The sequence below is a fragment of the Skermanella aerolata KACC 11604 genome (genome assembly GCF_000936425.1).
Classification (GTDB): Bacteria; Pseudomonadota; Alphaproteobacteria; order Azospirillales; family Azospirillaceae; genus Skermanella; species Skermanella aerolata.
This window is the reverse complement of the sequence record NZ_AVFK01000046.1, coordinates 1-26,098: the sequence shown is the minus strand read 5'-3', so window position 1 is coordinate 26,098 and position 26,098 is coordinate 1. Positions and strand designations below refer to the sequence as shown.

Here is a 26,098-nt window from a genome sequence, read left to right as displayed (position 1 = left end):
AGGAAATGGACATCGAACCATGAAGCGCATTTCTCCTGCCGTCGCCTCTGCCGCTGTCCTGGCGCCCAGTTATGCGTTTGCCGGTGCCGGCAAGTATCCGTTCGTGAAGAACCTGGCCGATCTGATGGCCGATATTACCGGACCGATCGGCGGCATCGCCATCGCCATCGGCTGCGCCCTGATCGGCATTCTGGTGATGATGCGAGGTGGTGGCGCCGCGATTGCGTCGGGCGTCACCTTCGTGCTGGGCGCCGGTATCATTGCGTGGTCAGCAACCTCGCCCACGACCTTTGGCATGGCAGCCGGCGCTGTGCTGCCGCTGAGCGGTCCGTGAGTAGTGATTTGGAGCCGGAGGGCTGGCGGGCGGAATGCTGGTCAGCTCTCTACAGACCAACCATGATTGTCGGGGTGCCGTGGCGCATGGCGTCGATCCAGATGGTTTGCTGGGTCTCGCTGGGTTTCGGCACCCACAACATCATCATCTGCTTCCTGCTCTCAATCTTCAGTCACTGGTGCCTGAAGAAATTGCACGAAAACGATGATGAAAAACTGTCGGTTACCTTTCGCGCAGCAAAATTCGTGAGGCATTTACGTGTTTGACATTGGCGCTTTTCGTACCGAACACCGGAACATCCTTGCCAAAGCATGGCGCATGCTCTGGCCGCTGGGTCACTACCCTGACGACGGCATGCTGCGCTCCGTCATGCCTTGGACATTCCCCCTGGATGACGATGGAACGATCCTGACCAAGTGGGGCGGCGTCCAACAGTCGATCGCTTTTCGCGGTCTGGACGATCAGTCCAGCAGCCGTCAGGTCCAGGCTGATTTCGACAGCCGGATCAACAACGTGCTTAAGAGGCTCCAGGGCGGCACGGCGCTCTGGGTCGATGCGTGCCGCCAGCGCTCAAAGCCGCTGGTTGTTCCGACCCGCGAGGAATGGCCGGGTGATGATGCCAGCTGGATGATCGAGGCCGAGCGGGTCGCCACCTATAACCGGGCCGGTTCTCACCTGGAGACGAGCTGCTACATTACTCACGCGCGGGCATTGCCGACCGACCGGCAGGGTCGCTTTCAGCATCTCTGGATGCGTAACGTACCCAAGGGTCTGGTCGGCAACTATCGCGAGTTCGTGCGGCAGTACCGCCAGGAGATGGAAGGCTTTGCCCTGGCGCTGCGCCACACCGGCATGCCGCAGGTCGATCTGCTGAACACCGACGAAACTCTGACCTATCTGCATTCCTGTGTCTCCAACCGGCACCACCCGGTGACGACGCTGGACTGGGGCATGCCGATCGACGACATGCTGACCGACTGCGACCTGATACCCGGCATGGCGCCGATGTTGGGCGACCATCACCTGCGCGTCGTTTCCGTCCTGACATACCCGTCGCACACATACCCGATCCTGCTGAACCACCTGGACGATCTGGGGATCGAGTACCGGGCCTGCTGGCGCTGGGTGCCGTTCGACAGCAGCGAGACGGACACCTTTCTGGATGCCACGGCCGACCGCTGGAAGCGAGCCCGCAAGGGTCTGCGAGCGATCCTGCACGAGGCCTGGAACAAGACACCGGCAACCGACCTAGACGGCACGGCGATCGAGCGCGGCGGTGAAGTGGATGCCGCCGCGTCGGCAGTTCGCAACGACCTGATTTCACTGGGCCGGCTGAACCTGACCGTTACCGTCATGGATAAGGACGAGACAATTGCCGACGAGATGGCGGCAGCCGTGCGGGAAGCCATCAACGGCAGGACGATGACGGCAATTGTGGAAACCCATAACACGGTCGATGCGTGGCTCGGCAGTATCCCTGGGCATCCGTTCGCCAACATCAGGCGGCGAGTGGTGACCAGCATGAACCTGTCGCACCTGATCCGCACGACGACCAAATGGGGTGGGCCAGTTGGGAACAGCGCAATCAAGCGCGAGGATGGAACCGACAGTGCGCCACTGATCGCATGCTCGACCGGCAACAACGACCCGTTCCGCTACAACCCATGGGTCGGTGACAGCGGCATGGTCAACATTGTCGGGCCAAACGGCAGCGGCAAGTCAGCCCTGGAAGCATTGTCGGCCAACCAGCTCTTTCGGTACAGGAATGCCCATGTGCGGATCTTTGAACAGGGCAAATCGGCGCGCATTCCTACCCTGTGCGCAGGCGGTACCTATTACAGCCTGGACGCCAAATCGCTGGCTTTCCAGCCGCTGCGGCACGTCGATGATTATCCGGAAAAAGTCTGGGCACGTGACTGGCTGTGCGACCGGATCGAACAGGCCGGTGTGAAAGTCGTGCCGAGCATCCAGAAACGGGTCTGGGAAGCGGTGCAGGCGGTTGCCGCAATCGATGACCCGGACCTACGAACCATGACGGCGTTTCTCCAGCTTTACCGAACCGATCAGTTCGATGATCCGGTCAAGCTGGCGCTGGAGGATTTCACAACGGGCGCTTATGGCCATCTGCTCAACGGTGATCAGGATCATCTGGATCTGAACAGCCGCTGGGTGACTTTCGAGATGGGCGAGCTGCTGAAGTCGCCCAGGGCATCCGGCGCCGTGCTGTCGTATATCTTCCACCGGCTGGAAGGCATGTTTGACGGTCGGCCGACCCTGATTATCCTGGATGAGGGTTGGCAGTTCCTGCTGGTCGGCGAGTTCGCCAGAAAGATCAAGGCATGGCTCAAGACCCTGCGCAAGCGCCGGGTTGCCATCCACTTCGCCAGTCAGGAAATCGCCGACAGTGTCAACTCGGATCAGGCATCGACGCTAATTTCGGAGTGCCTGACCAAAGTATTCCTGGCCAATGACGAGGCGCGCGGATCGATCATCCGGAGCTATTACCAGGAACTGGGCCTGCGGGATGATGAGATCGACATAATCGCTGCCATGACGCGAAAACGCGACTACTATGTGCGCAGCAGCCTGGGCAGCCGGGTATTCGATCTGGGCCTGTACGACACGCCAGTTGGCCGGTCTGTCTGCGGTTCCAGTAGCGATGAGGATCACGCCAAGGCCGACCGGGTACTGGCGGAATACGGCGCCGACCGTTTTTTCGAGGGCTGGCTGGAAGTGAACGGTTTTCACCAGGAGGCCGAGACGCTGCGGAAGATCAACGGGATCGGCGCATTCCGGTTCGCAGCACAGTGATTTGTTCCGTCAAGCGTGTTAAAACATAACACTGAACGACCGTGGAGGTCTGGAAATGAGCGATTTCAAGGTGCATCCGGTTCTGAAGTCGCCTGCCGTGGCGGCTGTGTTCTTTGGCATTGTGGCGTCGGGGCTGTTCAATGTCGGCATTGCTGATGGTCTGCGCGCTGCCGGGCAAAGCCAGATAACGGTCGAGGATTGGGCAGCGCTCAATCAAGCGCGCTACATCGTTGAGCTGATGACCGCTGGCTTAGCTGGCTTTTCGTGGTGGCTTTTCAGGATCAGGCGCGACCAGATCAAGGTTCCTGCTGCTGGTGTCGCACTAGGCCTTTTCGGTTTCGTGTTTGCCTCCGTCCTGATCTGGTCGCTGCTGACTTCTTTTGACTCGCCCGACTACGCGGCTGCCGCCGACATCACGTGGCGCTTTGCCTATCTGTGGTCAGCCTTGGCGGTGCTGAGCCTTGCGGCGTGTGTTCGCCTTGCGCTCTGGTCTTATCAGGCCATGCGGGGTGCCGCGTGACACGGGCGGTTGCCCTGATGGTGGCGGCAGGGATGGCTGGGGCGTCTCTTGCCCCGGCCCCAGCCCATGCCATCGCTTATGCCCTGGAGCCAACCCAGTTGATGGTGCTGGCCAAGGAAATTGAAACCGTCATCAACACGGTGCGCCAGCTCGAATATCAGGCGCGCATGCTGTCGAGCCTGAGCATGAACAGCAGCGATGATGTCGTCCGCAGCATGCAGCAGGTACGGGCCATCCTGGGCGTGCTCAATCCTGCGATCGAGAGTATCAACGCCAGCGACGATCTGTTTCGGCGCTGCTTTCCCGAGGAATACCAGAAAGGCATCAGCCAGCGCGAGCTGGCTGGCAAGGTGCAGGACTGGCGCCGGGTGTCGGAAGGTGCGTTGCAGGAAAGCTGGCGGGTCGAGGCGGCTGCCGTGGCGGAACAGGAAGCATCGGCGCGGCGCGTCGGCACCCTGGTTGCGGCCTCCCAGGCGGCGCCGGGGCAGACAGCGGCGATCCAAGCTGGTAACCAGCTACTTGCCAGTCTCAGCGGTCAGATCGCCAACATGCAGAGTACGACAATGGCGCACCAGCGGGCGGTCGAGACCGTGATGGCCGCTGAAACCAGCGACATCGACCGTCAGCGAGCCATGGGTGAGGCGCTGGTAAAAGACTCGCCCGGTTGGGCACGAATCAGCAAGGGGAGGAAATGACAATGGGCCACGCGACCATGGTGAAAAACGTCCTACTGGCAATCCTGGTGTTCCATCTGATCAGCTTCCTGACCGGCTGCAAACCGGAAGAGGAAGAAGAAGCGCGCCGCACCGGGGACCGGCTCACCAGCGATTCGGCCGGCTGGGAGCGGCTTCGTCAACAAGATGCCCTGCCACCGGAACTGAAAGACAAACGAACCGGGCCGACCGCACCGATTGGGCCGGTCAGTCGAGAGTGGCGGGTTAAGAAGGACGACCCGACCGCACAGACTCGCTCGGGGAATTAAGGCATGGGTGATACGGGCGACAAATTCCTTGCGGCGATCTTGGGACTGGTCGAAACCGGTTTCGGGACACTCCAGGGGGACGTGTTCGGACTGACTAGCATCATGATCATGGTCACCTTCGGGATACTGGGCATAAAGTTCGTGATGTCAGGGGAGGAAGGCAAAGCCGTCATCGGCCAGTTCTTTATGACGGTGTTCTACGTCGGGTTCCTGACCTTCGTTATCAAAAACTGGCCGACCTTTTACGAGCAGGTCGGCGGCTACTTTCAGCAGCTTGGCGGCGTGGCCGGCGGAGTGGCCGACGCGGGCGATATCATGCACCATCCGAGCCGGGTCCTGGACAGCTTGGACCTAGCCAAGGCTCCAATCGAGCGGACCATTGATGAACTGATGGCAGGGACTGGATCGTTCTGGAACATGGGCAAGGTCGGAAGCCTTTGGCTGGCGCAGGGGCTGCTGGAATTTGCCTTTATCGTCCTATACCTGAACGTCTTCTTTTCGATTGTTGAATTCCATCTGGTCAGTCTAGCGGCCTGGCCATTCCTGGCCTTTGCAGCCTTCAGGGGATCGGCGTTTCTAGCCGAAAGGCCGCTGGGGTTCGTCTTCGCTGCCGGGGCAAAGCTATTCGTCATGTCGATGGTCCTGGGATTCAGCATCAACTATTTTGATGCGTCCCTGCCGGCGGGCACAGATGAACTGACGATAAACGGGGCTCTGGGCTCGGCGATTATGGCGCTCCTCTTGCTAGTCTTCGGACTAGCAGTTCCCGTTGTCGCGGCGGCGCTGATTTCCGGCGGTCCAGGTCTTTCCGCAGCCCTGCCGATGATGACCACGATCGGCGCGGCCATGGCGATCAAGGAAGGTGTCGCGGCGGCACGTCAGGGAGTTACCAGCGTTCCAGTAAGGGCGATCGGATCGGCGACGGCGACGGCGGCAGGTCGCGCAGCCAACAGCTTTAACCAGTCCTTCGCACCAGGTGGAGCTGCTAATATGGCCCAGTCGGCGATGCGGGGCGGCAATGCTGCGCGAGCCGCGGTGGCACCGGTAGCCAGTGCGGCCGATCGTGGCTCCAGCGCTGTGGTCGGCATGAAGTCGGCTTATAACCGTGGACCCAGCCGATCCGGCGGGAGTGGCCACAAGACAGATTTTCTTCAGCGCGTTCGCAGCGCAATCCCCCCAGGCACCGACGGGCAGACATCCGGCAACGCACCCAGTCTTTCCCGCGATCTTTGAGGTGTCGAGATGACCATCATCAGCGGCAAGAGCAAAGACATGATCGGATCGGCGACCCGAATGCCCGACTTCGGCGGTGCCGAACCACGCACATCGATGTGGGATCGTAACTTCTGGAAGATCGGCGGCATTGCCGGTGTCGGTTATGCCTATGGCCGGATCGGCTTGATGGTCGGCCTGATCGGCGCCAGCTACGGAGCATGGCGCGATCATCAGTACGACTGGTTGGTCGCCAATCGTCCGGTGCAGGTTTTCGTCGGCGAGCGTGACGCCAACGGCATCATCAAGCCTATGTTCGGATCTGATCGGCCGTACTCACCGGGGATGGCCGACATCGACTCTTTTCTGCGCCAGTGGATCAGGAATGCCCGCTGGATCAGTCCCGACAAGGTCTTGATGGGCAACAACGTGACCCAGGCATTCAACAGCCTGGACGATGTGCCCAAAGCCCGGCTTACCGAATATTACACGATCAATTTTCCCAACGATCAGGCGGATCAGGGGATTTCGCGGTCGATCGAACCGCTGGGCGCCCGGCTGGTGTCGCCAAACTCCAGCACCTTTACCCTCGATTGGATCGAGTACGAAATCCAGGGAACTCAGACGCTGGTGCCTGTCCGCCGCACCGGCAACTTCGTGGTGATCCACCGGCAGCCGATGGATCAGGCCGAGTTCAACAAAAACCCTTCCGGCCTCTGGATCACCCACGTGGACAGCGAAGTGTTCCGTATTCCGGCCGGCCTGGTAAAGCCCTGACCTTTCGGTTGAAGCCTGATCGTGTTAATTTATAACACGTTATCTCTGATAGCAGGGAAGACCCGATGAACCACAGCCTGATGATCCTGCTGTCATCCACCACCATCCTGGGAGCCTGCGCCGCGGGACTGTCAGGCGGTGGTGAAACAGTTATCCAGGGGGCACCGGAACCTGCAACCCGCACTGTCGAAGTGCCTGTCTACGTCCAGGTTCCAGAAGTCAACCCGCCGAAGGACCTCCCACGGATAAAGCGTGACCCGCTGAAGGCGCTGGCCGAGGTCAACCAGCGCAGTACCCGCATTCCCGACCCTGACGATTATATCGGCGCGACCTACACGGTACCGACCATCCCCGGGATCCTGTACCAGATCTACATGGCCGAGGGTCAGCCGACCACGATCGACCTGCCACCGGGACAGGTGTATCGGGCCGGCAGTATCAGCAATCCCAGCAAGTGGGAGCGGGCCGACCTGGGCATCAGCACCAACGACGCTGGCGAGTCCATCCAAACGCTGCTGATCCGGCCCTACGAGGGTGGTCTGAAAAACCAGACCTTGACGATCAAGACGGACAAGACCGAGCTGATCTACAAGATCAACACCTACAAAAGCATCTTCCACCATGCTGTGGTGATGAAGGCGCCGCTGAAGGGTCTGGAGTTCGCAGCAAGCGATGCCCTGCCGGGTATCGAGCCGTTCGGATCGGAACCGGGCATACCCGTCGATGTCGCTGATTACGGCTACACCATCGGCCAGAGCAAAGAGCACTGGCGACCCAGTGCCGTATTCACGCACGCCGGCAAGACCTGGATCGAGCTGCCGGTCGACGCTGGCAAGGTGGTGCCGCCCAAGGTGGTTGATACCAGCACCGGCACTGATCGACCCGTCAACGCCTACGTGAGCCACAAGCGGTACCTGGTCATTCCCGACCAGGTGCTGGCTAAGGCGGAACTTCGCTGGGGCACTACAGCAATCAAGATCGAGAGGAGCAAGGAATGACGTTCGACCCGGAAACTCTGTATGCGAAACCAAAGCCGGGGCGGGGCATTCGCCCTGCCGTCTTCGTGGCCGGTGGCCTTGCCCTGGCCGGGACTGTCCTGGGCATCGTGACACGGCCCTATTGGTGGCCTGATATCCCGTCACAGTCTGGCCAGGAGCAGGAGATCAGGTCGAGCAACTCCAACACGCCGGCCCCGCCGCTGAACTTCCAGGCACACTACGCACCAGCGGTTTACCCGCCACCGGCCGGTAAGTCTGAGCCGGAGAAGGAACCGGGCGCAATCCCGTCTCCGCACCTGGCGCCGACACCGCGCACCGCTGGATCTTACGGCCCAACGAACAAAAAGGGCGTTCCCGAGGAAGAACGGATGTCCAGCGTCATTACCGGCACCACGCAGGCTGACATGTCGGCGCAGGGCGACTCCCAGCAGCGCGGATACCAGCAGGTAGCCGACAATCGGGGTGGTAGGCAGGGGTTCTATGGTGCAGCCGGCGCCAGCAGTGACGCATTCAGGCCGACCGGCATAGTCGGGCAATTGGGCCGGTGTGCTGTGCGTCCTGGCTCTTACCTCTGGATCAGTGCTGAAGGCGTCATCTCCAGTGCCACGCCGGGGCAGGTGACGGCCAGGACAACGCGGCCGATCTATGCCGGCCCGCGCGGTGACTGCTACGCTTCGCCGGCAGGGGCAACACTGGTTGGAGCCTATAACGCCGATACAGCTTATGGCGACGAACGGCTGCAAGTAGCGTGGACAGCACTGATTCTGCCCAATGGCCGGATGATCGATCTGGGTGGGATGCCTGGGGCCGGTGGCGATGGCGCGGCGGGCCTTCCTGCCGACGTGAACAACCACATCGGTGCCCTGGCGGGCGCTGTCCTGGCTGGCACTGCCGTCGATGTTGTTCGGGGGCTGGCATCGTTTGGCGGTGGCGGAAATGGCCGCGACGTGGTGATCAACATGGGCGGTGCCCTGGCTGATCGCAGCGCCAGTGTCGCGGAACGGCTGGTCGATCGGGAGCTGAACCGGAAACCCACGTTGACGGCCACGCCCGAAGAGTTGACCGTGCATGTCACCCGACCTATTGAGCTGGATCCGTATAAAGAATGACCCAATCATTTTAATTTGTGTTAAACAATAACATTGCAGGATGACCGAGAGTTATGCTTCAAGACCCGTACAGCGAGTCAATCATGCCGCGACTTACAGCCGGTGACAAAAAATTGAGAGAAGGCAATTCAGTTTCGGTTTACCCGATCACGCGGCAGCAATGGGATGCATTGCAAACCGTGGCGTCCGGGCGCGGGGAAACACGGTCCGACCTGTTCCGCGACGCCATTGGCCAGCTCCTGGACAATCGTGATAACGGCGAGCTGGTGACCTATACAGCCGCCCCCAGGCTGCACCCTGGCGAGAAGGCCGGGACTAAACCCAGGATCGTCTGGCTCAAGCCGCCACTGTCTGACCGGTTCCGCGACCGCTGCGAGGTCGACCGGATATCACAATCCGAATTCGTCCTTGAAGCGCTGCGCCGGTATCTGAAAACCGAGAAAATCGCCATCGATCCAGCCATTTAAAGGAAAGCCGCAACTGCGCGGCTTTTTTCCTTCCCGTGTTGTGTTAAATTGAAACACGTAACGACTTCTCTGGAGGAAGCCATGAGACGACGAAACGGTATCGCTTTTCTGGGTGGCGCCATGTTGTTTTGTGGAGCACTGCCGGCCGCTGCCGAAACGAGGAGCACTGACCACACGCGGCCAGACATCGATAGCGCCAGGATCACCGCGGACATCAGGTCTCTGCGCACCACCGGCCTGAGTGATACGGCAATCCAGTATGTCTTTCGGCTCGATGGCCTGGATGTTCCGACCACCGTTATTGCTGGCCGCAGGAGCGTTCAGGATGCCGTGGATGATGGGTCGATCAGGCGACAGTCAGTTCCATCAAGCCCTCTACCGCCACCCATGACGCCAACACCGGAACCGAACCTGAAACCGGAGGGCAGTAGTGCATCGGGGTGGCAGCCGCCGGGTGTGACAGTCCCATCGATCGACACCATGCGGCGGTCGGTTATGAGCACCACGAAGCCACCCAGATGCTGAGACTCCAGCAAACAAGCGGCCCGTTAATCACCAACTGACAACCAGGATCCCCATTTTGGGCGAGCGGTTGACTGCTCCTTGCGTCTGGATCAGCGTCCAAGCGTGGGCCATGAGCTGAGGCGGCTCAAACTGTTGACTTTTCGAGTATGTAGGGCTCTCAGGATGACCCTCCATCGGCGTCGACGGAAGGCCACCTCATGAAGCGATATTTACACGATAAATCAACGCGGTAGGTGTGGTACGGTCATGATCTGAGCCTGGGCACCGATCCGCATTCGTCAGTGATGCCGAGGGCGCTCATTTCGCCACCTCACCGGCCAGCTTGATGGCGTCTTCGGCAAGGCGGTGGAAGATGAAAAGTTCACTGTCCTGTTCTGCCATAATCTCAACCAGCGCCGTCATCTTTGCGGCGAAATCTGTCAGCGTGGTAGGCTGCTCGAACACAAGATCGTCCAGAGCCAGGCCGCGAGCGACAGCAGCGCGGTCCCAGGCATCGGCATCGACAGAGTGGTCGATTTCTTCCAGGGCGGTGTTCAGGTGCTGGAAATCGGCAATCAGGCCAGCCATCCGGGGAGACAAACCAGCGCCAGCGGAACCGGGGACATGGTGTGATCGGTACATAATCAAACCTCTTCGCTGGACAGGAGAACCGGGAGGACATGCTTCGGCTTGAACGGCTGAGCCGGCATTGGCGCGGACCGCGGATAAGTGATCCCGGCCGAGCGGAGAGCGGCGGTGACCACCTGCCACAGGTCTGTTGCATCTTCGTCCGGGGGGAGGTAAATGACAGCGTTCTTTTTCATCGGGGAACCTCGTTTCGGCGAGGCTGGGAGGGTGTTCGAGCATCCCCCCAGCGTCGGATGCTTAGGTTACTCGTCAGCTACGGCGTAGATGCTCATCAGCTCACGATCGTCGGCTGTTCCGAAATCGCAGGGTGAGGTCGATCCTGTGAGCGAGGCAGAAGGTGTGGCGGGTTAAGTGAGAGACCCGCGAAGATACTCTGCCGCTCCGACACTGACACCCGTTACTGTGGTGCTGCGACCGTCACGATACCGTTTAATCCATCATTATTGAACCCTTTGCTGATGGTTGTGCTGGTGGGTATGCGGTCGAAAGCGCAGCAGATCGTCCACATATCCACCGGTATTGCGCCTTTTTAGACTTGCCGTGGTGTCCGGGAGTTGTATGTCTGATGAGAGTGTTCTCCATTGTAGAGAGGCAGCCACGCTCCAATCCCAGATTTCCAGGAACCAGCTCAGAGGTCGGCCGGAAGGCTGTACTAGTCGTCACCGGGAGAAGCCTTTGCGGCGTATTGCAGACCGACTGCGCCATTTTCCTCGTCTTCTTCCTCGACTACTTCATATCCGATTTCCCCAAAGAGATACTGATCGCTGAAGGTGTTGTACTCGACGCGGGTGCAGACCGGTTCGACCATCGGACCAAGCCGGCGAAAGCTCAGTTCCGCGAAGAGGGGCTTCACCGCCGACGGGTGAGAGGACGGGGGCAGGGTTGGCGACGGGAGAAGTTGATGTGCTGAGAAGGTGAGCATTTTACCCTCTGTCGTGTATGTTGTTCTCTGTATCTGTGAGTGTCGTCATTGTTCATCACGGTGATAAGCAAAACACAGAAGAGAGTAACAATGATATACGAAGAGGTGGTAGTGGTGAGCAAAGAGGGTGTTGGACCCAAGCGGACCTGGACGCCGATCTCCATTCGGTTTGAAGCCGATATCAAAGCGACGATTGAGCGGCTGGCGAAGGCGGACAGACGGCCTGTCGCTTCATGGGTCGAGAAATTCGTGATCGACAACATGCAGGAGAAAGGACTGCTACCGAAAGACGAGGACGCACAATGATTGGCGGCGGGCAGGATCACCCGCCCGGTTAACTCTCACTCGCTCTCTGTATTGTCGGAGTCAGCAGGGCGTTGATCGAAGCCAGCAAGGGGGAGCATCACGACGAGACCTGGCATTCCGTGGTCCAGCTCGCCCAGGATCTGATCGGAACTATCGAGAGATAATCCGCCGGTCGGCAATCCAGTCAATTTAATCAACTGTTTTGGCCCAACTCCTGTGCTGAATGCCATTCGAACAGCTCCAGTTACGGCGGCAGGGGGCCGGATCCTGGCCGTCGATCAGTCTGGCGCGCCCGGGTCTGGCCGACGCCGGGCAGCGGTTCGGCGAAGGTCCGGCGAGGGCAAGCGGGCGCGGCACACCGGAACCGACGAACCCGGACGAGCAGAAATGTCGGGTGGCGGAAACAGGCGACGTCGCCGCGGCTGCGCCAGTAGGCGCCGTGGACCCGCCGGGACGGGGTTCTGCACGCGGGACAGGATGCCGAGACTGCGGTCGTCTGCGTGCGCACCGTCACCCAGCGGGCGCCATGGTCGATCTGGTCAGTGATCTGGAGGGTGGACGGGAAGCCGATTGAATGCAGGGAGATGCTCAAGAACGATACCGTATCGAAGGATGCTTTTTTCTATATGGCGATCCTTCACGGCCATGCCGCGCGTCGGGCTCAACCCACGAAGACGTTCAATCCAGCGTCATCCACATAAAACTTCCAAGAACCTGAAAATGACATTGTGCTTGCGATCACTCATGTTGATGGTCGCTCTGCCGGTCTGAATGCGGGACCACCGGCTCCCCTTCGGTTGCGAGGGCGATTGCGACGAAATGGCATTACCGGCCGGACAATGATCGCCGGACCAATTCCTTGCAGTACACCGTCAATGAGAGAGAGGTGAACGGACTAGGCCGGACAGGTTCGTTACTCGACGAGATCCAAGGTGTCGGCGTTGTTCAGGGTTTCCATGATGCTGGCATCTTGGCGGTAGAATACGACCATAGTGCGTTTAGCCGGTCGGCCGCGCCGCGGGGCCGTGTTGAGCACTTGGCGATCGATCAGGGTAAAAGCGTAGCCGGGCAAAGGCTTTTTGCGATCTGAAATTTGCTTGAGGTTCATCCGAAACTTGCGCTGAGTATCTTCGGATCCTACTCGTACCTGAAGCTTATCCAGCCACATTCTAAACCCGCCTCGGCCGCAGTGCGCCCGGGCTATTTCGTAGAGACGCTTTTCCAGGGGACGCAACTCAAAAAATTTTGGATCGTAGACGAACTTAGCGTCATCGATCTTGATCGCACGCCAGAGCCACTCGCAGAGCGTAACAGTGATCTTCTCCATGCGCTCGATTATCTCGCCATCTTTGTCTTTGCGTTTGCGATACGTCACCTTTGCGCTATCCAGCCAAGAGAACCATTCTCGGGTTCTCTCCCCGCCGGTCACTATATTTGTTCGGATCTGAGTGCCCTGAAGGCGACCCAGCGCTCCCTCGATTCGCTCATACGAGCCGGATCCATCCGATAAGCCGGCAACCCGGAAGAAATCGCCCGCAGTGAATGAGAACTGCCGACCGACATCCTCGCCGCGCTCGACCCGTTGAGACATCAAACTTACAACGTAAATTAGTATTTCCTTGTCATAGATCGTCGCGATGTCCTCTCCTCTAACCTCGATGGCTACCTTGCCGTCGTCGTAGCGTATCGGATGCGGCTTGGCTTCCTTCGACAAAGGGAAGAAATTGTAGGCCATCACGTGCCGGTCATTTTTCACCTGACCCAGAAGCGGACTGTCAATGCCAGGCAGGCTAAGCTGGTCGGCGGGAGTTGTGTTCCTGTTCATCAGCTCGGCTCGTCTGGAGGAGTGTCTCTCCAGGCATGATGAAGAAAAGCACGCGCGAGTCCATCAGGAAGCTTAATTACGTTCCCGATCCACAGGCATTTTTGCCAACGTGAGGAGCTTGCATTCAAGAAAGACCCAGCGGAGGGCCGATTTTAGAGCGTAGACTCCACGGATTAGGAACGTAATTCCGACGAACGGGAACGTTAATCGAAACCCCGCTGATTTAGAGCCTTTATCCACATGATGAACGCGAACAAATAAAAATGCCTCGATTATCAGGAACGTATTTCCTGCTTTTCTCGACCACACTTCCGTAGGATCGGGTACAGAAGACTCTGATGACCGAGAACAAAGTTCCTGCTTATCAGGAACGAAACTCATCGATAAGTTGCTGATATGATTACGAGAATTCGGATCGATACTCTTAAACCTCCGAACCCATGAACCTCTGGTTCATTCTGGGATAGCGAGTTGGCGTGATGAGATGGACGGCCCCGCATCGAACACGGCAGTGCCACATGAACGGTAGGTGAACTGTACCGGGTTTACCGGAGGTCCCATTCCTTGAGAGACTGGGGTCATCATGACGAAGCAACCATCACCAAAATACGCCCCTGAAGTCCGCGAGCGCGCGGTGCGCATGGTGTTGGAGCACGAAGGGGAACACGCCTCGTAGTGGGCGGCGATCAGCTCGATCGCGGCGAAGATCGGCTGCACTGCGGAGACGCTGCGGGGTTGGATCCGGCAAGCGGAGCGCGATCAGGGCAAGCGGCCCGGCCCGACGACGGAGGATCGGGAGCGGATCAAGGCGTTGGAGCGCGAGGTTCGGGAACTTCGCCTGAGCGAACGAAATCCTGCGCAAGGCGTCAGCGTATTTCGCCCAGGCGGAGCTCGACCGCCCGTTCCGGAAATGATCGCCTTCATCGACGAGCATCGCGCCGTCCACGGGGTCGAGCCGATCTGCAAAGTGCTGCCGATCGCCCAGTCCAGCTACCACGACCACAGTGCCAAACGGGCCGATCCCGAAAAGCTGTCGGCGCGGGCGAAGCGGGACCTGATGCTGAAGCCGGAGATCGAGCGCGTCTTTACCGGGAACTTTGAGGGGCGGATTCAAGCGGTCGTCGCAACACCCTGATGAAGGAGGTTGCGATGAAGAAGCAGAAGCGGCGGTCGGATCGATCTGGACGGGCTCCTCTGCAGTCACCTGGCCGGCCCCGCGGCGCACCGTGAAGAGCGCCGGCAGTTCTGGTCGGCGATCACGACGGGACAAACGAGCGAGGATGCGGCATCTGTGGCCGGAGTGTCGCCCGCGGTGGGGACACGTTGGTTCCGAGAGGCGGGCGGCATGCCACCAGCGGGGTTTGCATTATCGGCGAAGCCGCCTTCGGGGCGGTACCTGCTGTTCGCGGAGCGGGAGGAAATTGCTCTCTTGTGGGCCCAGGGGGGTCCAGGGGCATGGCGTGCGGGAGATCGCCCGCCGCCTGGAGCGGACCGCATCAACCATCTTTCGGGAGCTGCGGCGCAACGCGGCTACCTGCGGAGGCGGTCTGGAGTATCGGGCAACAACCGCACAGTGGCGCGCCTCCCAAAGCTGGCCAAACTGGCGGTCAACCCAGCGTTGCGGCAGTACGTGCAGGATCGCCTGGCAGGCACGGTTATCGCTCCGGACGGGGCGGCGGTTCACGGGCCGGCCGTGACATGGAAGGGCCGCCGTCACGGACCTCGGCAGGACCGACGATGGGCCAAGGCGTGGAGCCCGGAACAGATCGCTCGCCGCCTGCGGCTCGACTTTCCCGAGGACCAGACGATGCGCATCAGCCATGAGGCCATCTATCAGGCGCTGTTCAATCAAGGCCGCGGAGCCTTGCGCCGTGACCTGACCGCCTGCCTGCGGAGCGGGCGGGCTATGCGCGTCCCGAGGGCCCGCACCCGCAGGCGAGGCAAGTCCTTCATCGCCCCGGAGATCATGATCAGCCAGCGCCCGGCGGCGGTGGCTGACCAGGCGGTGCCGGGGCACTGGGAGGGCGACCTCATCATCGGCTTGGGAGGATCGGCGATCGGCACCTTGGTGGAGAGGACGATGCGGTTCACGATGCTTCTCCATCTGCCCCCGATACCGAGTCACGCCAGCGGGCCGCGTGTCAAGAACGGGCCGGCGCTCGCCGGCCTTGGCGCCGAAGCGGTCCACGACGCCATCACGCGCACGATCACCACCTTGCCCGAGCACCTGCGGCAGTCGCTGACCTGGGATCAGGGCGCCGAGATGGCACAACACGCCCATCTGCGGATCGCCACAGGGATCCAGGTCTACTTCTGTGACCCTCCCAGCCCCTGGCAGCACGGCACGAACGAGAACACCAGCGGGCTGCTGCGCCAGTACTTTCCCAAGGGAACCGACCTCTGCGTGCATGATGCCGACACCCTGGCAGCCATCGCGCTCGCCCTCAACACCAGGCCCCGCAAAACGCTTGACTGGAAAACGCCTGCCGAGGCCCTGGACGAATCCCTCAGGGCCATCCATAAAGAGAAGCAGACAGAGGGCGTTGCGACGACCGCTTGAATCCGCCCACTATGTCAGCATGCGCTACACCGAGCGCTCGGTCCAGGCCGGCGTCGAACCGTCCGTCGGCAGCGTCGGCGACAGTTACGGAGCTTCAGCTAACGCCGAAGGCTATACGAAGGCTATACAATGCTCTCGCCGAGCGCGATCAACGGCCTCTACAAAGCCGAGGTCATACACCGGCGTGGACCATGGCGCAGCTTCGAGGATGTCGAATTCGCAACATTAACCTGGGTCGATTGGTTCAACAATCGCCGACTGCTGAAGCCCATCGGCAACATTCCGCCGGCCGAAGCCGAGGAACGCTATTATGCCATGCTGAGAGCAGGCCATCGCAGCGTGACTCAAACCAAACGGTCTCCGGCAAACTCGTTGCGGTTCACAGCGAGACGTCCAGGCCTACATAGAGTTCCATCATGGTAGCTCTCTCGATCGGTGTTGACGTCAGGCTGAACACATCACACCTCGTTCCGATCGCCGGGGAGCTACCGCCCCCTTCCCGATTACGCCATATCCCGATCATGCCAGCATCAGTTCGCTATCCCGGAGCACAATTAGGAACATCGAATTTCATGGGTTGAAGGAGAAAAAAACGATGGTGCACCAGCTTGGCTTATGAAATCCAATTGCCAGCTACGATGTAGACATTCAATACCTTCGGAGCATTTCCGGCTTGCTTGCCGCAAATCAGCCGTCCATCATCCTGTGGGGCGTATAGTAGCGAGGGCGGTTCGTGATCGACATAGAGCAAATGTTCAGGGGGTTCGCCGATGTGTGCACGGAAGTGCAGAGGCGGGCCGTCGAGTTGGAAAACGAGCCGGATCGGCGCAAGCGGCTGAGACCATTCTCCTTGAAGGAGACGGCAGACATCCTCGGCGTCTCGCAAAGCCACCTGCGCAACTTGCTCCGGGAGAATACCGAATTTCCGCAGGGCAAATCCGGCGAGTCAGGCCGAAGGACATTCAGCATCCATGAGATCCACGCGGCTCGCGAATGGTTGCTGAACTCGACCGGGAATGCGCGTTACCGAACGCACAGGACCGACGGCGAAGGCGAGAAACTCCAAATCGTCTCGTTCGTCAATTTCAAGGGTGGCAGCGGGAAGACGACCAGCTCCACTCATTTTGCCCAGTACCTAGCCTTGCACGGATATCGCGTCTTGATGGTAGACCTTGATCCGCAGGCATCGGCTACTGCCCTTTTCGGAATACACCCGGATACGGAGGTCAACGAGGACGAGACCTTCGCCGGATGGGTACGCCGGGATGATCTAGGACGTGACGCCGGCGATATCGCGAAAGGGATGATAAGAGACACCTACTGGCCGGGGTTGTCCCTTGTCCCGGCGAGCATTGCCCTGCAGAGCGCAGAGTACGAACTGATCGGCCGGGTACGGGATGAGCGTCCGTTCTTCCGCGAGTTGCAAGCCTTCCTGTCCAAGGTGGGTGGAGATTACGACGTCGTCGTCTGCGACTGCCGGCCGGACGTCGGCATGCTCACCATCAATGCGCTCGTCGCAGCATCCGGCCTTGTCGTGCCGATCCCGCCGCAGATGATCGATTTCGCCAGTTCAGGCGAATTCTTCCGCTTCATGAGCGAGATCGCCCGCGACTTCCGGACATCGGTTTCCAGGGACATGCTGAATTACGATTTCGTGCGTATTCTGACGACGAAGTACAAGCCGTCGGACCGGAGCCAAACGACCATCGTGCACTGGGAGCGAGCGCTCTTCGCCGAGGCCGCCCTCGAACATTCGATGGTGGAAACAGCCATGATGGACAGCGCCGGCATCCTAAAGGAAACCTTGTACGAGTACGAACCGGTCGGGAACCGAAGAACCTACGAGCGTGCTATCGAAGCGATGAACGAGGTGAACGCATTGATCGAAGCTGAATTGCTGCGTATCTGGGGGCGCGGTCGGTTGCGCTTGCGCGACTTGGAGGTCGCATGAGCGTCGCGGGCAGACCGAAGCCGGTCAACAAGAGAACGGCACTGACGGACATGGTGTTCGGGCTGGCGGAAAAACGCAGCAGCTTGGAGGAGAAGACCTTGGAGATGCAGGAAAGGGTCCCTCATGACGAACAAGGGCCGGCATCGTCGGCGGCCGGCCGCGGCATTGTCGGCCGCTCGCTCGGCCAGTATTCCGAGGCTGTAGAGGAGAAGCTTCGACGCATTGAGAAGGAACTCGAAGAGGCCCGCGAGCGCGGCGACTCACTCATCGCCCTATCACCCGATGAGGTCGACGACCCGCTCCCCGCCGATCGAGACCCGCGCGCCTTCACAGACGACGCCTTCACAGCCTTGACCGTGTCGATCAGCACGAATGGGCAAGACCAACCGATCTTGGTGCGCCGGGCTCGAGATGACAGCGGGCGTTACGAACTGGCTGCCGGACGTCGGCGGTTGGCAGCATGCCGAAATTTGGGCATCCCCGTTTTGGCACGGGTGCGTCCCCTCACCGACTCTCAGATGCTTGAGGCTCAGTGGCGCGAGAACTCAGAGCGCGAGGACGTCAGCCTGTTCGAGCGGTGCCGCTGGATTGCCCGACTTTCGGACGGCCAAGGCTTAAGCACGGCCCAGTTGGGTAAGATGATGGGCGTTTCTCAGCCGACCGTGGTGGAATGGCGCAAAATGGGCCGTCTACCCGATAGCCTGATCGACCGGCTGGACGATCCAAGGCAGCTCGGACGCAACGATGCGATGCGGCTTCATGCGTCTATGCGGAAGCATCATGCCGGTATGGGCAAAGAGGAGATATCGTCAGACCCTGATCTGGAACTCCTAGAACGGATGGTGTCGGCGGTCTCGACACAAATGGGAAGAGGAACCCGGACACAGATCGCAGCGGCGCTGCGCGCCGTGACGCAAGCCCCTAACCTGCCGTCTAAGAACCTGGTTCTCGCAAGGCAGGATGGAGGCAAGCTGGCAACTCTCACGCGTTCCGGCCGCCAGTCTCTGTTGCGCTTCGACCCAGCGTTGGATCAGGCTGTTATCGAGGAGGTGGCGCGCAGGCTTCCGGGACTTGTTGCTGAGGTGGAGAGCATCCTTGGGGTCTCGCAAAGAACGAAGAAGACAAAGGACTGACCAGAACAGGCTGAACATCCTATGGATGTGAATGAGGGGGCTTTGCGGGTCGGCTTGATAGCGGTACCTCGATGCTCTTCGATCGTGCTTCAGGCATATGGCGGGACACAGCATCGTACCACGCCGCTCTGCCTCGCCTCTCTCTCCGGCGGGTCACGGTATCCACAGGCAAGGAGGTTCCTGCCAGCGCGAAGGCGGCAGCGACGGCGATGGCCCAGACTCCGTGACCGGTCGTAGAACCAGCCCGTGCCGGCATGCAGGCCATGAGCATCCGTCTAGAGCGCCGGGCGCTCACATTCGTGATCATGGCAAGCGGTTGGCTTCGAAGCTGTTTAGTTTCAGGATCGTGTCGGGGAACGAGGTGGCACGACGGCCGAGGAGCTCCAGAAGGAAACACAAGTCGTGCTGGCCGTCGATGCCGGCTTCTTCGACACGACCGGATACTGGACATTCTGAAGCCGACTGGCCTGCGGATCGTCGAGAATCTGAAACTGTACGGCCATTGGCGGACTATCTCGCAGGAAGAGAACCGGAAGGGTGGTGGCGCTCTCGTTATAGAGGACGAAGGTTTCCGGATCGTGCTGGATTATGACTTTCACAAAGTGAAAGTAAGGTATGCTGTGCAGTCCTCGCCTATCCTGACAAAATACGGCGGCCGGTGAGGCGGCATCGGCAAAAATCATATCCGTAGCCGACGAACTGCCGTCTGTATAGAGGATGACGGTTTAGTCCGCTCATCACGCCTGCGGTTCAATGCCAGTGCTATTTCGCTCTCCAGCATTGCCTCGATGAACGAACGGATTCGCAGCCGTACCCCGACTTCTAGTGAATCGAACCAGTCGTCGCCAACAATCGAACCGGAGTGTCGCTGGATGTAGTCTTTTCCAGGATGTAATCTCTTGCAGCGGTGACAAGCCCGCCGGTGTTGGTTCCTCAACCTCAGGAGATTACGCCACCAGCCAATTTCCTACCAACCTTCGGACAAGACCTGCGGAAGAACCCGAAATCAGAAGGGGGGGAAGGATTCAGCCGAAGTATGCATCCGATTGAGGTCCCAAGGAGCTGGCCGATCTAAGATGCCATCCTGGCAGTGCCGAGGACAACGATGGAGGCAAGAAACCAAGCTCCCTGAAACACCTACCTGGGCAAAGGTCATCCCTCTCGTTTTGTCCTGCGCTGAACAATCAAGGACCCATTCCCGGACGGTTTCAGAACGATGGCGGACATCGGCTGACGATGAGATCAGAAAAATTGCAGGTCCGTGCTTATCGGCTTGGAGCCCAGGTCTATCTGCTGCTCTGCATGTTCAAGGTGGTTGATCCGGGTCAAGTTCGAGAATCTTCTGAACAATCGCCTTCAGTGCCAGGACATTGTGCTCATCCTAAGCATCCATGATGATCATCCCGGTGCAGCCGGTGCAGCCGGTGTCGCCTTAAAGGAGCGTCGGCAGTATCTTGACGCGCCGCATAGTCCCGCCTAGCGTCAATGCTGTTCACTTTAGGATTCTTATTGCGGCTTCGTAATCGATGCGGGTGATTGGCTGCGGGGTGCGCGGGCGCAACGGGTAGTTGCTCATCTTCCGCTTGACCCCGCGCGGCACCAGCCGGCCGCGACCACTCACCGCACGCTCCTCCAGGATCTCGTCCAGCACCGCCTTATGCAGGGCACGCCTGCGCCGAGGGGGAAAGCGCCGCGAAGTGCGGGATCTTTCGGCGGAGGACGTGCACGGCGTGCGAGAAGGATAGCCGGTCAGGGTCCTCGTTGGCCTGCAGGGCGGCTTCGTGCATCAGCCCACGCACGGCGAAATGCGCCAGCAGCAGGCCCCAGACCTCCTGGCGCACCAGCGCCAGGGTCTCGGAGCGTAGCACCACCCGTGCGCCCCGGAGCTGCGTCTTCAGCTCGGCCAAGGCGACCTCGATCTCCCACCTCTCGTGGTACAGCGCCGCCAGCTCCGCCCCCAGGGCGCGCTGCGGGTCGAGGATGCTGGTCACCACGCGATAGAGTGGCTCGGCATCGGCGATGCCCGCCAGCCGGTACTCCACCACCCGCAGCCGCAGGCCGTTGCTGCGGTGCCGGCGATCCGTCTCGCTCGGGTAGACCGTGCTCAGATAGGAGCCATCCGGCAGCACCTGCTCGCGCGGCAGCCGCAGGTTGCTTTTGACGCGCCAGAGCAGGTCGGCGCCGGTGCTCACCGCCCGGCTCCAGAGCGCGTGGCCGAAGAACTGCCGGTCCGCCAGGCACAGCATGTCGGGCCGCAGCGCGCCCAGCACGGCGTGCGCCAGCGGCGTCTCGCCTTCGGCGCAGCGACCCAGCCGGGCGCCGAACAGCACATGCGTGCCGTTCTCGACCAGCGCTACGAGCCGCACCTGCGGGAAGGCGCTCTCCCCCCAACTGACCCCAGGCAGGCCAAACTTCGACCGGTTCTCCTCCGTGTAAGCCACGTCCAGGCAGGTGCCGTCGAGGCTGGTCAGCCGCCAGCCACGGTATCGCGCTCCCTTGGTGGCCGGGGTGGCAATCGGCTGCACCAGCTCCTCGTAGAGCCGCTGCAGCGGCGCTTCTCCGAGCCAGCTACGGGCCTGCGAGATGCCGCTCTTGCCAGCAACCCGGACCGCCTCCGCACCCCAAAGCCAGCGTAGGCCCTCGAGCAGACAGCGCAGCACCTCGCGCGTGCTCGAGCCCATGTAGAGCGCCATGGCAATGACGTAGTAGACCATCACCGACGCCGGCAGATCGCGCTCGCTCGCCCGGCCGGTCTCGGCCAGGATCTTGCGCACCCGCGCCAATGGCACAGCCCCGGCGATCACCCCGAGGCTGATGTGGTCGCTCAGACGAATGCCGGCCGGAAGGCCAACAGGAACACCAGCCATGGCTGCCGATCCTGCATCACCAAGGGGGCACCATCATAGCCGTCTTACCGCTCAAAGTGAACAGCATTGCGCCTAGCGTCGTTATCAGGAGGTGAGCCGTGATGACGACCGCGAGGGGGGCGGCGATTGCCTCGTCACCCCAGTCCGCGTTAGCGGCTAGCAGGATCTGCGCCCGCTTGATCTTGCGCACTGCCTGCTGGCCCCGCTGACCAAGGCCTGCAACTCGGTCGGCTCGGCGTCGCTCAGGTCCACGCAGTAGGGGGATGTCCCGCTTGATGCTGCAAATCTGAGATCGGCGCTGCTCCCCTGAGCCGGGTAGGCTCGGGGTGCTGAATCCACGTAGAGGAGGGCCATGACGCCTTGATTGCGGGACCTGACGGATGATAAGCGGGCGGAAGTTCAGCGGATCATGCGGTCACACACGCTTGGGACTGCCTTTGTCCGCCGCGCCCAGATTGTCGTCCATGCCATGAGCGGCCTGAAGGCGGAGGAGATCGCCGGCCGGATGGACTTGTGCGGCAACACGGTTCGCTACTGGATCAACCGCTTCAATGCGCGCGCTCTGGACGGGCTGGAAGAGGATGTGCACACCGGACGGCCGCCGACATATTCTGCCGAGCAGCGCAGTGCCGTCATCACCGCAGCCTTGACCCACCCCACTGAGCTGGGTTTGCCCTTCGCCTGCTGGACCCTGAATCGGCTGGTGGCTTATCTCTCTGACCAGGGCACCGCCATGCGCCGCAGCCGGATCAGCGAGATCTTCATCCGCGAAGGCCTGGGAATGGCGTCATGAGGAAACTTGGTTTGGTGAACGGGTCGTTCTCGACTTTGCCAAAAAAAGGGGTCATTGAGCACCCCTACACGGCGGCGCCGGTCGGCAGCATAGTGGTTTGCCTGGACAAGATGGGGCCGCAGGCGGCCAGGAGCTTTCCAGGCCAGCAACTCGTCACGCCGGCAGCGCCTAAGGCCGAGCGGGCCAAACAGGAGATCGACTATGGCCGACGCGGTCGCGGCTATGTCTCTTGTCGCATCTCTACGATCGCCGCACCACGACCAACTGGGTTGATTTCTTCGGCGAGGTCGAGGCCTGGATCGATCCCACTGTCGAGCAGATTTATGCCGTAGTGACAATCTCAGCACTCACAGCGAGCCCGACATGCTGCTGTTCAGCCTGCTTCATCCACGCTGGGAGTTCGTCTTCCAGCCCAAGTACGCTGCCTACCTCAACCTGATCGAGCCGTGGTGGAAGGTGCTGCGCTCCCTGGCCTTGGAAGGACGACGCTTCGAGACCTGGGCCGAGATCGAACAGGCGGTTGAACGCACCACCGCCTGCTGGAATGAGCACAAGCATCCATTCATCCGGGGACGCCGGCGGCACCATCGCCAAGTCCGCCGGCTTGGCGTCGCGGCTCTCCCAACTATTTCACTGATTTAGCGGACGAACCACAGGAGCAATCGAGCCAAGTCTGAGATACGCCACCCCCATTACCGCAGTGATGGCCTTTGCCTCAACCGACAGCCGTCGACCCCATCACTGCAGTGATATCCTCGGTACTGTCAGGTTGGTGGACGGAAGCCGAAAAGCTATATGAGCTTGACGGCGAACAGGGGTGGTACTGTGGCGAATTCCTAAGCTGGACTTCGCACATTCAGTGGGATTGAGGGACATCAGGCGTTGGTCCAGAAGAAGCTCGCGATGACGATAAACCGGAGAGCCTGATCGAGGGGCATGACAACGGGACCGAAGTCATACGGAGCAGTCCAAGCGGTTTTCTGCCACCACATCACCTAAGCCCTGTCGCCGTCGCCGGTTAAGCGCTGGCGGGCAACCGGACCATCGGTGCGCCGACTGTAGCAGGACTTCGATCGTGATCTGCGTCATATCCCACCCTCCTGTCCCACGTCGGATTCACTGCAGTATCATCGCCTGGGCTGACACCATTGTGATAGAAGGGACTGCCGCGCTATTGAGAGCAAGCTGCCATAGCCGTTCCGGAGCTGGATTGGTGTCGAACAGCTGTCCGAAGCCGGGGCCGAACTTGCCGTTGAGGACGGCACAGCGGACTTGGAGTAGGAGATCGACGTCGTGGCGGGACCAGTGCATCTGCTGCGATTTGTTAATGCGGCGGTTGACTAGGAGTAAGGAGATCACATTGCTGCGATCACCTCCCCTAAGAACCGGGCGTGCGGTAGAGTAGGGCGTCGGCGAGTGAACCGCCCCGCGTTTGTCGGAGGCTGGTTGATTTGAGTCACGCCGCCCTGGCGACATGCTCAGTTTGAGCATAGTAGCGTGCTTCGGCCTTGGTGGGTGGAAGGCGTTGTCACAGGAACTTGGCCGACGCGCGGTAGTCCTGAGTCTCTGGCAACTCTCAGGCAGCCGCCGCCGCAGCATCCCAATCGGGCCTGGCCTGGGCCCGGAAAGTGCGCAGTGTCAACCGACGTCAGGATAGGGTCCATCCGCAAACTCGGTGCAATGGTATCGGTGTGGACCACCACCATTTCAGGCGGCTTCAAGAACGCGGTGACGCAGCAGATCGAACTTGGCGCGACCAGACATGGTTCGCTTGATTGTCTTCAGGCGGCAGATCTGCCCTTCCACCGGGCCGGTACTCCATGGCAGCGACAGGGCCGCCCGGATCGCGGCGAGATCGCGGACAAGGCCATCGGCGAACCCGGCGAGGGCGGTCTCCTTGGCCGTTACCAGCCAAGAGTCCAGGCGCTCCGCCTGCTGGTATCGCACCATGGCATTGAACACGCGCGCCAGTTCGATAATCCGGCCAAGTTCCGCCGAGCCGGCGATCAGCGCATCGACGAACCCCTGATCGGTGGCGTCGATTGTCTCGGGATCAGCCACCACGAGCCATGCGGCCCGGCGTTTCGACGGCATCTTCCACGCTCTCCCGAATGGACCTGTTCCGGGTGATGACGGCTCAGCGTCCCGAAGGTGTCTGACCCAGCGCTGCACGGTCCGGAGCTGCCCTCGAAAGCCGCGCCCGCGGATCTCGTCCCACAGCTGTGCCGCGTTGTGGCAGCCCTCGTTCCAGCGCTGGTGCAGATACTCGGCGTGGACGTCGACCGTACTGCCGCGGGACCGCTGGTCCCAGGTCGGCAGCTGACCCGATCGCAGCCATCGGCGCACCGTCTTCAGATTGAGGTCGAGGGTTCGGGCAATGCGTTTGATGGGCCAGTTCCTGTGATGCAGCGCCATCACCTCGTCGAAGCGGGCGCGGCGGACGGCATGCCGATTCGGGTGCAACAGCTCGGGAACTGGTGTGGAGAGCACCTCAGGTGCGGCAGGCGCCGATGCCGGTACGCCAGGAGCCTGACTTGTTGCCGCCGCTGTTGCTGCATGCAGGTCACGGTGATGCCAGTCGAAAGCCCGCGCCACGGCATCGTTGAGGTTGCGCAGGAGATGCCACCGATCGCTGACCTGGATGGCATCCGGAGCGCCGGTTCGGAGACCGTCGGCATAGCCGCCGGCGCGATCTCGGGCAACGATTTCAGTGCCGGGATGATCCTTCAGCCAGGCGGCAACCGTATCACCTTGGCGGTCCGGCAGCAGGTCGATCGGCCGATTGCGTTCCAGATCGACGATGATCGTGCCGTAGCGCTGGCCCTTGCGCCAAGCCCAATCATCGACGCCGATGACGCGCGCTGGCGAAGCTGGTTTAATCGGCACTGATCCATGCCGGTGCTTCCCCACAGCCCATCGCAGCGCGTCACTGGATCGCTCCTGGCATAGATCGAACAGGTGACATTGAACGCCACGCCCCTCGCGGATGAAAAGCCCCTCGCTGATTAAGAAGTGCTGGTTGCCAGCCAGGGCGGCGTCGAGGCGGCCACCGGCAACCTCCTCGAGCGCCGCAACGATCTCCGCCTAGTAAGATCGGGTCGGCCATCATCCCTCCATGATGGGTGGGCCATCGGCCCTCCTCCGAGCCGGTCCGGGATGAACTTCCGTCCGCAGCACGGCAATGGTCGGTACACTGACCGCCAGCATCGTCTAAAAATGACAATTGTTCATTTAAATACAGTGGGTTGTCCTTTAGAACGAAGTTAAAAAGCATATAGATTGATAGTTCTGTATTTTCATCGCCCTCCACCATAACTTCCGATAACCCCCCATTATCGGAAGTAAGTTTGTCGTTGTCGGGTAGTTCGTGTGAAAAGCC

The 26,098-nt window shown here is 60.5% G+C and carries 22 protein-coding genes, 6 pseudogenes and 1 other annotated feature; of the genes and pseudogenes, 19 read left to right on the top strand and 9 right to left on the bottom strand.

Features of this window, described 5'->3' with window-relative positions; translation table 11 throughout:
- Window positions 1–19: 19 nt before the first annotated feature.
- From N826_RS32460 to N826_RS32415, 11 genes are all read left to right on the top strand, one after another.
- A complete protein-coding gene (locus N826_RS32460) occupies window positions 20–334 on the top strand; it encodes a TrbC/VirB2 family protein (protein ID WP_044435913.1) in 315 nt (104 codons plus the stop codon).
- Complete coding sequence (locus N826_RS43630; RefSeq protein WP_147041186.1) at window positions 331–600, top strand: VirB3 family type IV secretion system protein; 270 nt, start codon at window positions 331–333, stop codon at window positions 598–600. The genes N826_RS32460 and N826_RS43630 overlap by 4 nt, the downstream gene beginning before the upstream one ends.
- A 52-nt stretch (window positions 601–652) precedes the next feature.
- Window positions 653–3,145 (top strand): TraG/VirB4 family ATPase, encoded by a 2,493-nt coding sequence (locus N826_RS32455; RefSeq protein ID WP_044435911.1) that lies wholly within the window; start codon window positions 653–655, stop codon window positions 3,143–3,145.
- Between the two features lie 55 nt (window positions 3,146–3,200).
- On the top strand, window positions 3,201–3,665 hold the full coding sequence (locus N826_RS32450; protein ID WP_044435909.1) for a hypothetical protein: 465 nt from the start codon (window positions 3,201–3,203) through the stop codon (window positions 3,663–3,665).
- Between the two features lie 98 nt (window positions 3,666–3,763).
- A complete protein-coding gene (locus N826_RS40800) occupies window positions 3,764–4,360 on the top strand; it encodes a hypothetical protein (RefSeq protein ID WP_147041185.1) in 597 nt (198 codons plus the stop codon).
- A gap of 2 nt (window positions 4,361–4,362) precedes the next feature.
- The gene (locus N826_RS32440) at window positions 4,363–4,647 is read left to right on the top strand and encodes a hypothetical protein (protein WP_044435907.1); all 285 of its coding nucleotides are present in this window, start codon (window positions 4,363–4,365) and stop codon (window positions 4,645–4,647) included.
- A gap of 3 nt (window positions 4,648–4,650) precedes the next feature.
- The gene (locus tag N826_RS32435) at window positions 4,651–5,880 is read left to right on the top strand and encodes a type IV secretion system protein (RefSeq protein ID WP_044435905.1); all 1,230 of its coding nucleotides are present in this window, start codon (window positions 4,651–4,653) and stop codon (window positions 5,878–5,880) included.
- A 9-nt stretch (window positions 5,881–5,889) separates the two neighbouring features.
- Window positions 5,890–6,636, top strand: a complete 747-nt coding sequence (locus tag N826_RS32430) for a VirB8 family type IV secretion system protein (protein WP_044435903.1) — start codon at window positions 5,890–5,892, stop codon at window positions 6,634–6,636.
- A 65-nt stretch (window positions 6,637–6,701) separates the two neighbouring features.
- Window positions 6,702–7,634: a TrbG/VirB9 family P-type conjugative transfer protein gene (locus N826_RS32425; protein WP_044435901.1), complete on the top strand. Its 933-nt coding sequence runs from the start codon at window positions 6,702–6,704 to the stop codon at window positions 7,632–7,634.
- Window positions 7,631–8,743 (top strand): TrbI/VirB10 family protein, encoded by a 1,113-nt coding sequence (locus N826_RS40795; RefSeq protein ID WP_052832445.1) that lies wholly within the window; start codon window positions 7,631–7,633, stop codon window positions 8,741–8,743. The genes N826_RS32425 and N826_RS40795 overlap by 4 nt, the downstream gene beginning before the upstream one ends.
- Before the next feature lie 53 nt (window positions 8,744–8,796).
- Window positions 8,797–9,210: a hypothetical protein gene (locus N826_RS32415; RefSeq protein ID WP_044435900.1), complete on the top strand. Its 414-nt coding sequence runs from the start codon at window positions 8,797–8,799 to the stop codon at window positions 9,208–9,210.
- An 822-nt stretch (window positions 9,211–10,032) separates the two neighbouring features.
- On the opposite strand, the gene N826_RS32410 is transcribed toward N826_RS32415, so the two are convergent.
- A complete protein-coding gene (locus N826_RS32410; RefSeq protein WP_044435898.1) occupies window positions 10,033–10,302 on the bottom strand; it encodes a hypothetical protein in 270 nt (89 codons plus the stop codon).
- Between the two features lie 712 nt (window positions 10,303–11,014).
- A complete protein-coding gene (locus N826_RS43625) occupies window positions 11,015–11,284 on the bottom strand; it encodes a hypothetical protein (RefSeq protein ID WP_147041184.1) in 270 nt (89 codons plus the stop codon).
- 90 nt (window positions 11,285–11,374) lie between these two features.
- On the opposite strand from N826_RS43625, the gene N826_RS32400 reads away from it, so the two are divergent.
- Entirely contained in the window at window positions 11,375–11,590 is a 216-nt protein-coding gene (locus N826_RS32400) for a hypothetical protein (RefSeq protein WP_044435894.1), read from the top strand.
- Window positions 11,591–11,625: 35 nt separating this feature from the next.
- On the opposite strand, the gene N826_RS43620 is transcribed toward N826_RS32400, so the two are convergent.
- The 3 genes and pseudogenes from N826_RS43620 to N826_RS32395 all read right to left on the bottom strand — a co-directional run bounded on the left by N826_RS43620 (window position 11,626) and on the right by N826_RS32395 (window position 13,415).
- A complete protein-coding gene (locus tag N826_RS43620) occupies window positions 11,626–11,820 on the bottom strand; it encodes a hypothetical protein (RefSeq protein WP_147041183.1) in 195 nt (64 codons plus the stop codon).
- Window positions 11,821–11,864: 44 nt separating this feature from the next.
- A pseudogene (locus N826_RS42230) lies at window positions 11,865–12,182 on the bottom strand (transposase family protein); the annotation flags it as partial.
- Between the two features lie 321 nt (window positions 12,183–12,503).
- Window positions 12,504–13,415, bottom strand: a complete 912-nt coding sequence (locus N826_RS32395) for a replication initiator protein A (protein WP_044435892.1) — start codon at window positions 13,413–13,415, stop codon at window positions 12,504–12,506.
- A gap of 583 nt (window positions 13,416–13,998) precedes the next feature.
- On the opposite strand from N826_RS32395, the pseudogene N826_RS42225 reads away from it, so the two are divergent.
- From N826_RS42225 to N826_RS32375, 5 genes and pseudogenes are all read left to right on the top strand, one after another.
- Window positions 13,999–14,517, top strand: a pseudogene (locus tag N826_RS42225) (transposase); the annotation flags it as partial.
- Window positions 14,284–14,400: a sequence feature (AL1L pseudoknot), on the top strand. It overlaps the preceding pseudogene by 117 nt.
- Before the next feature lie 47 nt (window positions 14,518–14,564).
- A pseudogene (locus tag N826_RS32385) lies at window positions 14,565–15,975 on the top strand (IS30 family transposase).
- 10 nt (window positions 15,976–15,985) lie between these two features.
- Window positions 15,986–16,318, top strand: a pseudogene (locus N826_RS42220) (integrase core domain-containing protein); the annotation flags it as partial.
- 390 nt (window positions 16,319–16,708) lie between these two features.
- Window positions 16,709–17,926 (top strand): plasmid partitioning protein RepA, encoded by a 1,218-nt coding sequence (gene repA, locus N826_RS32380; RefSeq protein ID WP_052832444.1) that lies wholly within the window; start codon window positions 16,709–16,711, stop codon window positions 17,924–17,926.
- Complete coding sequence (locus N826_RS32375) at window positions 17,923–19,059, top strand: ParB/RepB/Spo0J family partition protein (RefSeq protein ID WP_044435889.1); 1,137 nt, start codon at window positions 17,923–17,925, stop codon at window positions 19,057–19,059. Before repA ends, N826_RS32375 begins: the two co-directional genes overlap by 4 nt.
- A gap of 721 nt (window positions 19,060–19,780) precedes the next feature.
- Here the strand turns inward: N826_RS32375 and N826_RS46070 are convergent.
- The 3 genes and pseudogenes from N826_RS46070 to N826_RS32370 all read right to left on the bottom strand — a co-directional run.
- Window positions 19,781–19,947, bottom strand: a pseudogene (locus tag N826_RS46070) (IS256 family transposase); the annotation flags it as partial.
- A gap of 604 nt (window positions 19,948–20,551) precedes the next feature.
- On the bottom strand, window positions 20,552–20,710 hold the full coding sequence (locus tag N826_RS43615; protein ID WP_157599387.1) for a hypothetical protein: 159 nt from the start codon (window positions 20,708–20,710) through the stop codon (window positions 20,552–20,554).
- A gap of 4 nt (window positions 20,711–20,714) precedes the next feature.
- Window positions 20,715–21,926, bottom strand: a complete 1,212-nt coding sequence (locus tag N826_RS32370; protein ID WP_044435887.1) for an IS4 family transposase — start codon at window positions 21,924–21,926, stop codon at window positions 20,715–20,717.
- Between the two features lie 409 nt (window positions 21,927–22,335).
- Between N826_RS32370 and N826_RS32365 the strand changes: the two genes are divergently transcribed.
- Both N826_RS32365 and N826_RS42215 read left to right on the top strand, forming a co-directional pair.
- On the top strand, window positions 22,336–22,719 hold the full coding sequence (locus N826_RS32365; protein WP_211099442.1) for a helix-turn-helix domain-containing protein: 384 nt from the start codon (window positions 22,336–22,338) through the stop codon (window positions 22,717–22,719).
- 363 nt (window positions 22,720–23,082) lie between these two features.
- Entirely contained in the window at window positions 23,083–23,361 is a 279-nt protein-coding gene (locus N826_RS42215) for a hypothetical protein (RefSeq protein ID WP_084721368.1), read from the top strand.
- Between the two features lie 1,065 nt (window positions 23,362–24,426).
- On the opposite strand, the pseudogene N826_RS41330 reads toward N826_RS42215, so the two are convergent.
- Window positions 24,427–25,572, bottom strand: a pseudogene (locus N826_RS41330) (ISL3 family transposase); the annotation flags it as partial.
- Between the last annotated feature and the right edge of the window lie 526 nt (window positions 25,573–26,098).

Coding starts and splice junctions, on each gene's coding strand:
- N826_RS32425 (WP_044435901.1), top strand. CDS start 6,702: ATGAACCACAGCCTGATGATCCTGCTGTCATCCACCACCATCCTGGGA.
- N826_RS32430 (WP_044435903.1), top strand. CDS start 5,890: ATGACCATCATCAGCGGCAAGAGCAAAGACATGATCGGATCGGCGACC.
- N826_RS32400 (WP_044435894.1), top strand. CDS start 11,375: ATGATATACGAAGAGGTGGTAGTGGTGAGCAAAGAGGGTGTTGGACCC.
- N826_RS32370 (WP_044435887.1), bottom strand. CDS start 21,926: ATGGCTGGTGTTCCTGTTGGCCTTCCGGCCGGCATTCGTCTGAGCGAC.
- N826_RS42215 (WP_084721368.1), top strand. CDS start 23,083: ATGCTGCTGTTCAGCCTGCTTCATCCACGCTGGGAGTTCGTCTTCCAG.
- N826_RS43625 (WP_147041184.1), bottom strand. CDS start 11,284: ATGCTCACCTTCTCAGCACATCAACTTCTCCCGTCGCCAACCCTGCCC.
- N826_RS32450 (WP_044435909.1), top strand. CDS start 3,201: ATGAGCGATTTCAAGGTGCATCCGGTTCTGAAGTCGCCTGCCGTGGCG.
- N826_RS32375 (WP_044435889.1), top strand. CDS start 17,923: ATGAGCGTCGCGGGCAGACCGAAGCCGGTCAACAAGAGAACGGCACTG.
- N826_RS32440 (WP_044435907.1), top strand. CDS start 4,363: ATGGGCCACGCGACCATGGTGAAAAACGTCCTACTGGCAATCCTGGTG.
- N826_RS40795 (WP_052832445.1), top strand. CDS start 7,631: ATGACGTTCGACCCGGAAACTCTGTATGCGAAACCAAAGCCGGGGCGG.
- N826_RS32395 (WP_044435892.1), bottom strand. CDS start 13,415: ATGAACAGGAACACAACTCCCGCCGACCAGCTTAGCCTGCCTGGCATT.
- N826_RS32365 (WP_211099442.1), top strand. CDS start 22,336: ATGCGGTCACACACGCTTGGGACTGCCTTTGTCCGCCGCGCCCAGATT.
- N826_RS32460 (WP_044435913.1), top strand. CDS start 20: ATGAAGCGCATTTCTCCTGCCGTCGCCTCTGCCGCTGTCCTGGCGCCC.
- N826_RS32410 (WP_044435898.1), bottom strand. CDS start 10,302: ATGGCTGGCCTGATTGCCGATTTCCAGCACCTGAACACCGCCCTGGAA.
- N826_RS32415 (WP_044435900.1), top strand. CDS start 8,797: ATGCTTCAAGACCCGTACAGCGAGTCAATCATGCCGCGACTTACAGCC.
- N826_RS43620 (WP_147041183.1), bottom strand. CDS start 11,820: ATGGCATTCAGCACAGGAGTTGGGCCAAAACAGTTGATTAAATTGACT.
- N826_RS32435 (WP_044435905.1), top strand. CDS start 4,651: ATGGGTGATACGGGCGACAAATTCCTTGCGGCGATCTTGGGACTGGTC.
- N826_RS32455 (WP_044435911.1), top strand. CDS start 653: ATGCTCTGGCCGCTGGGTCACTACCCTGACGACGGCATGCTGCGCTCC.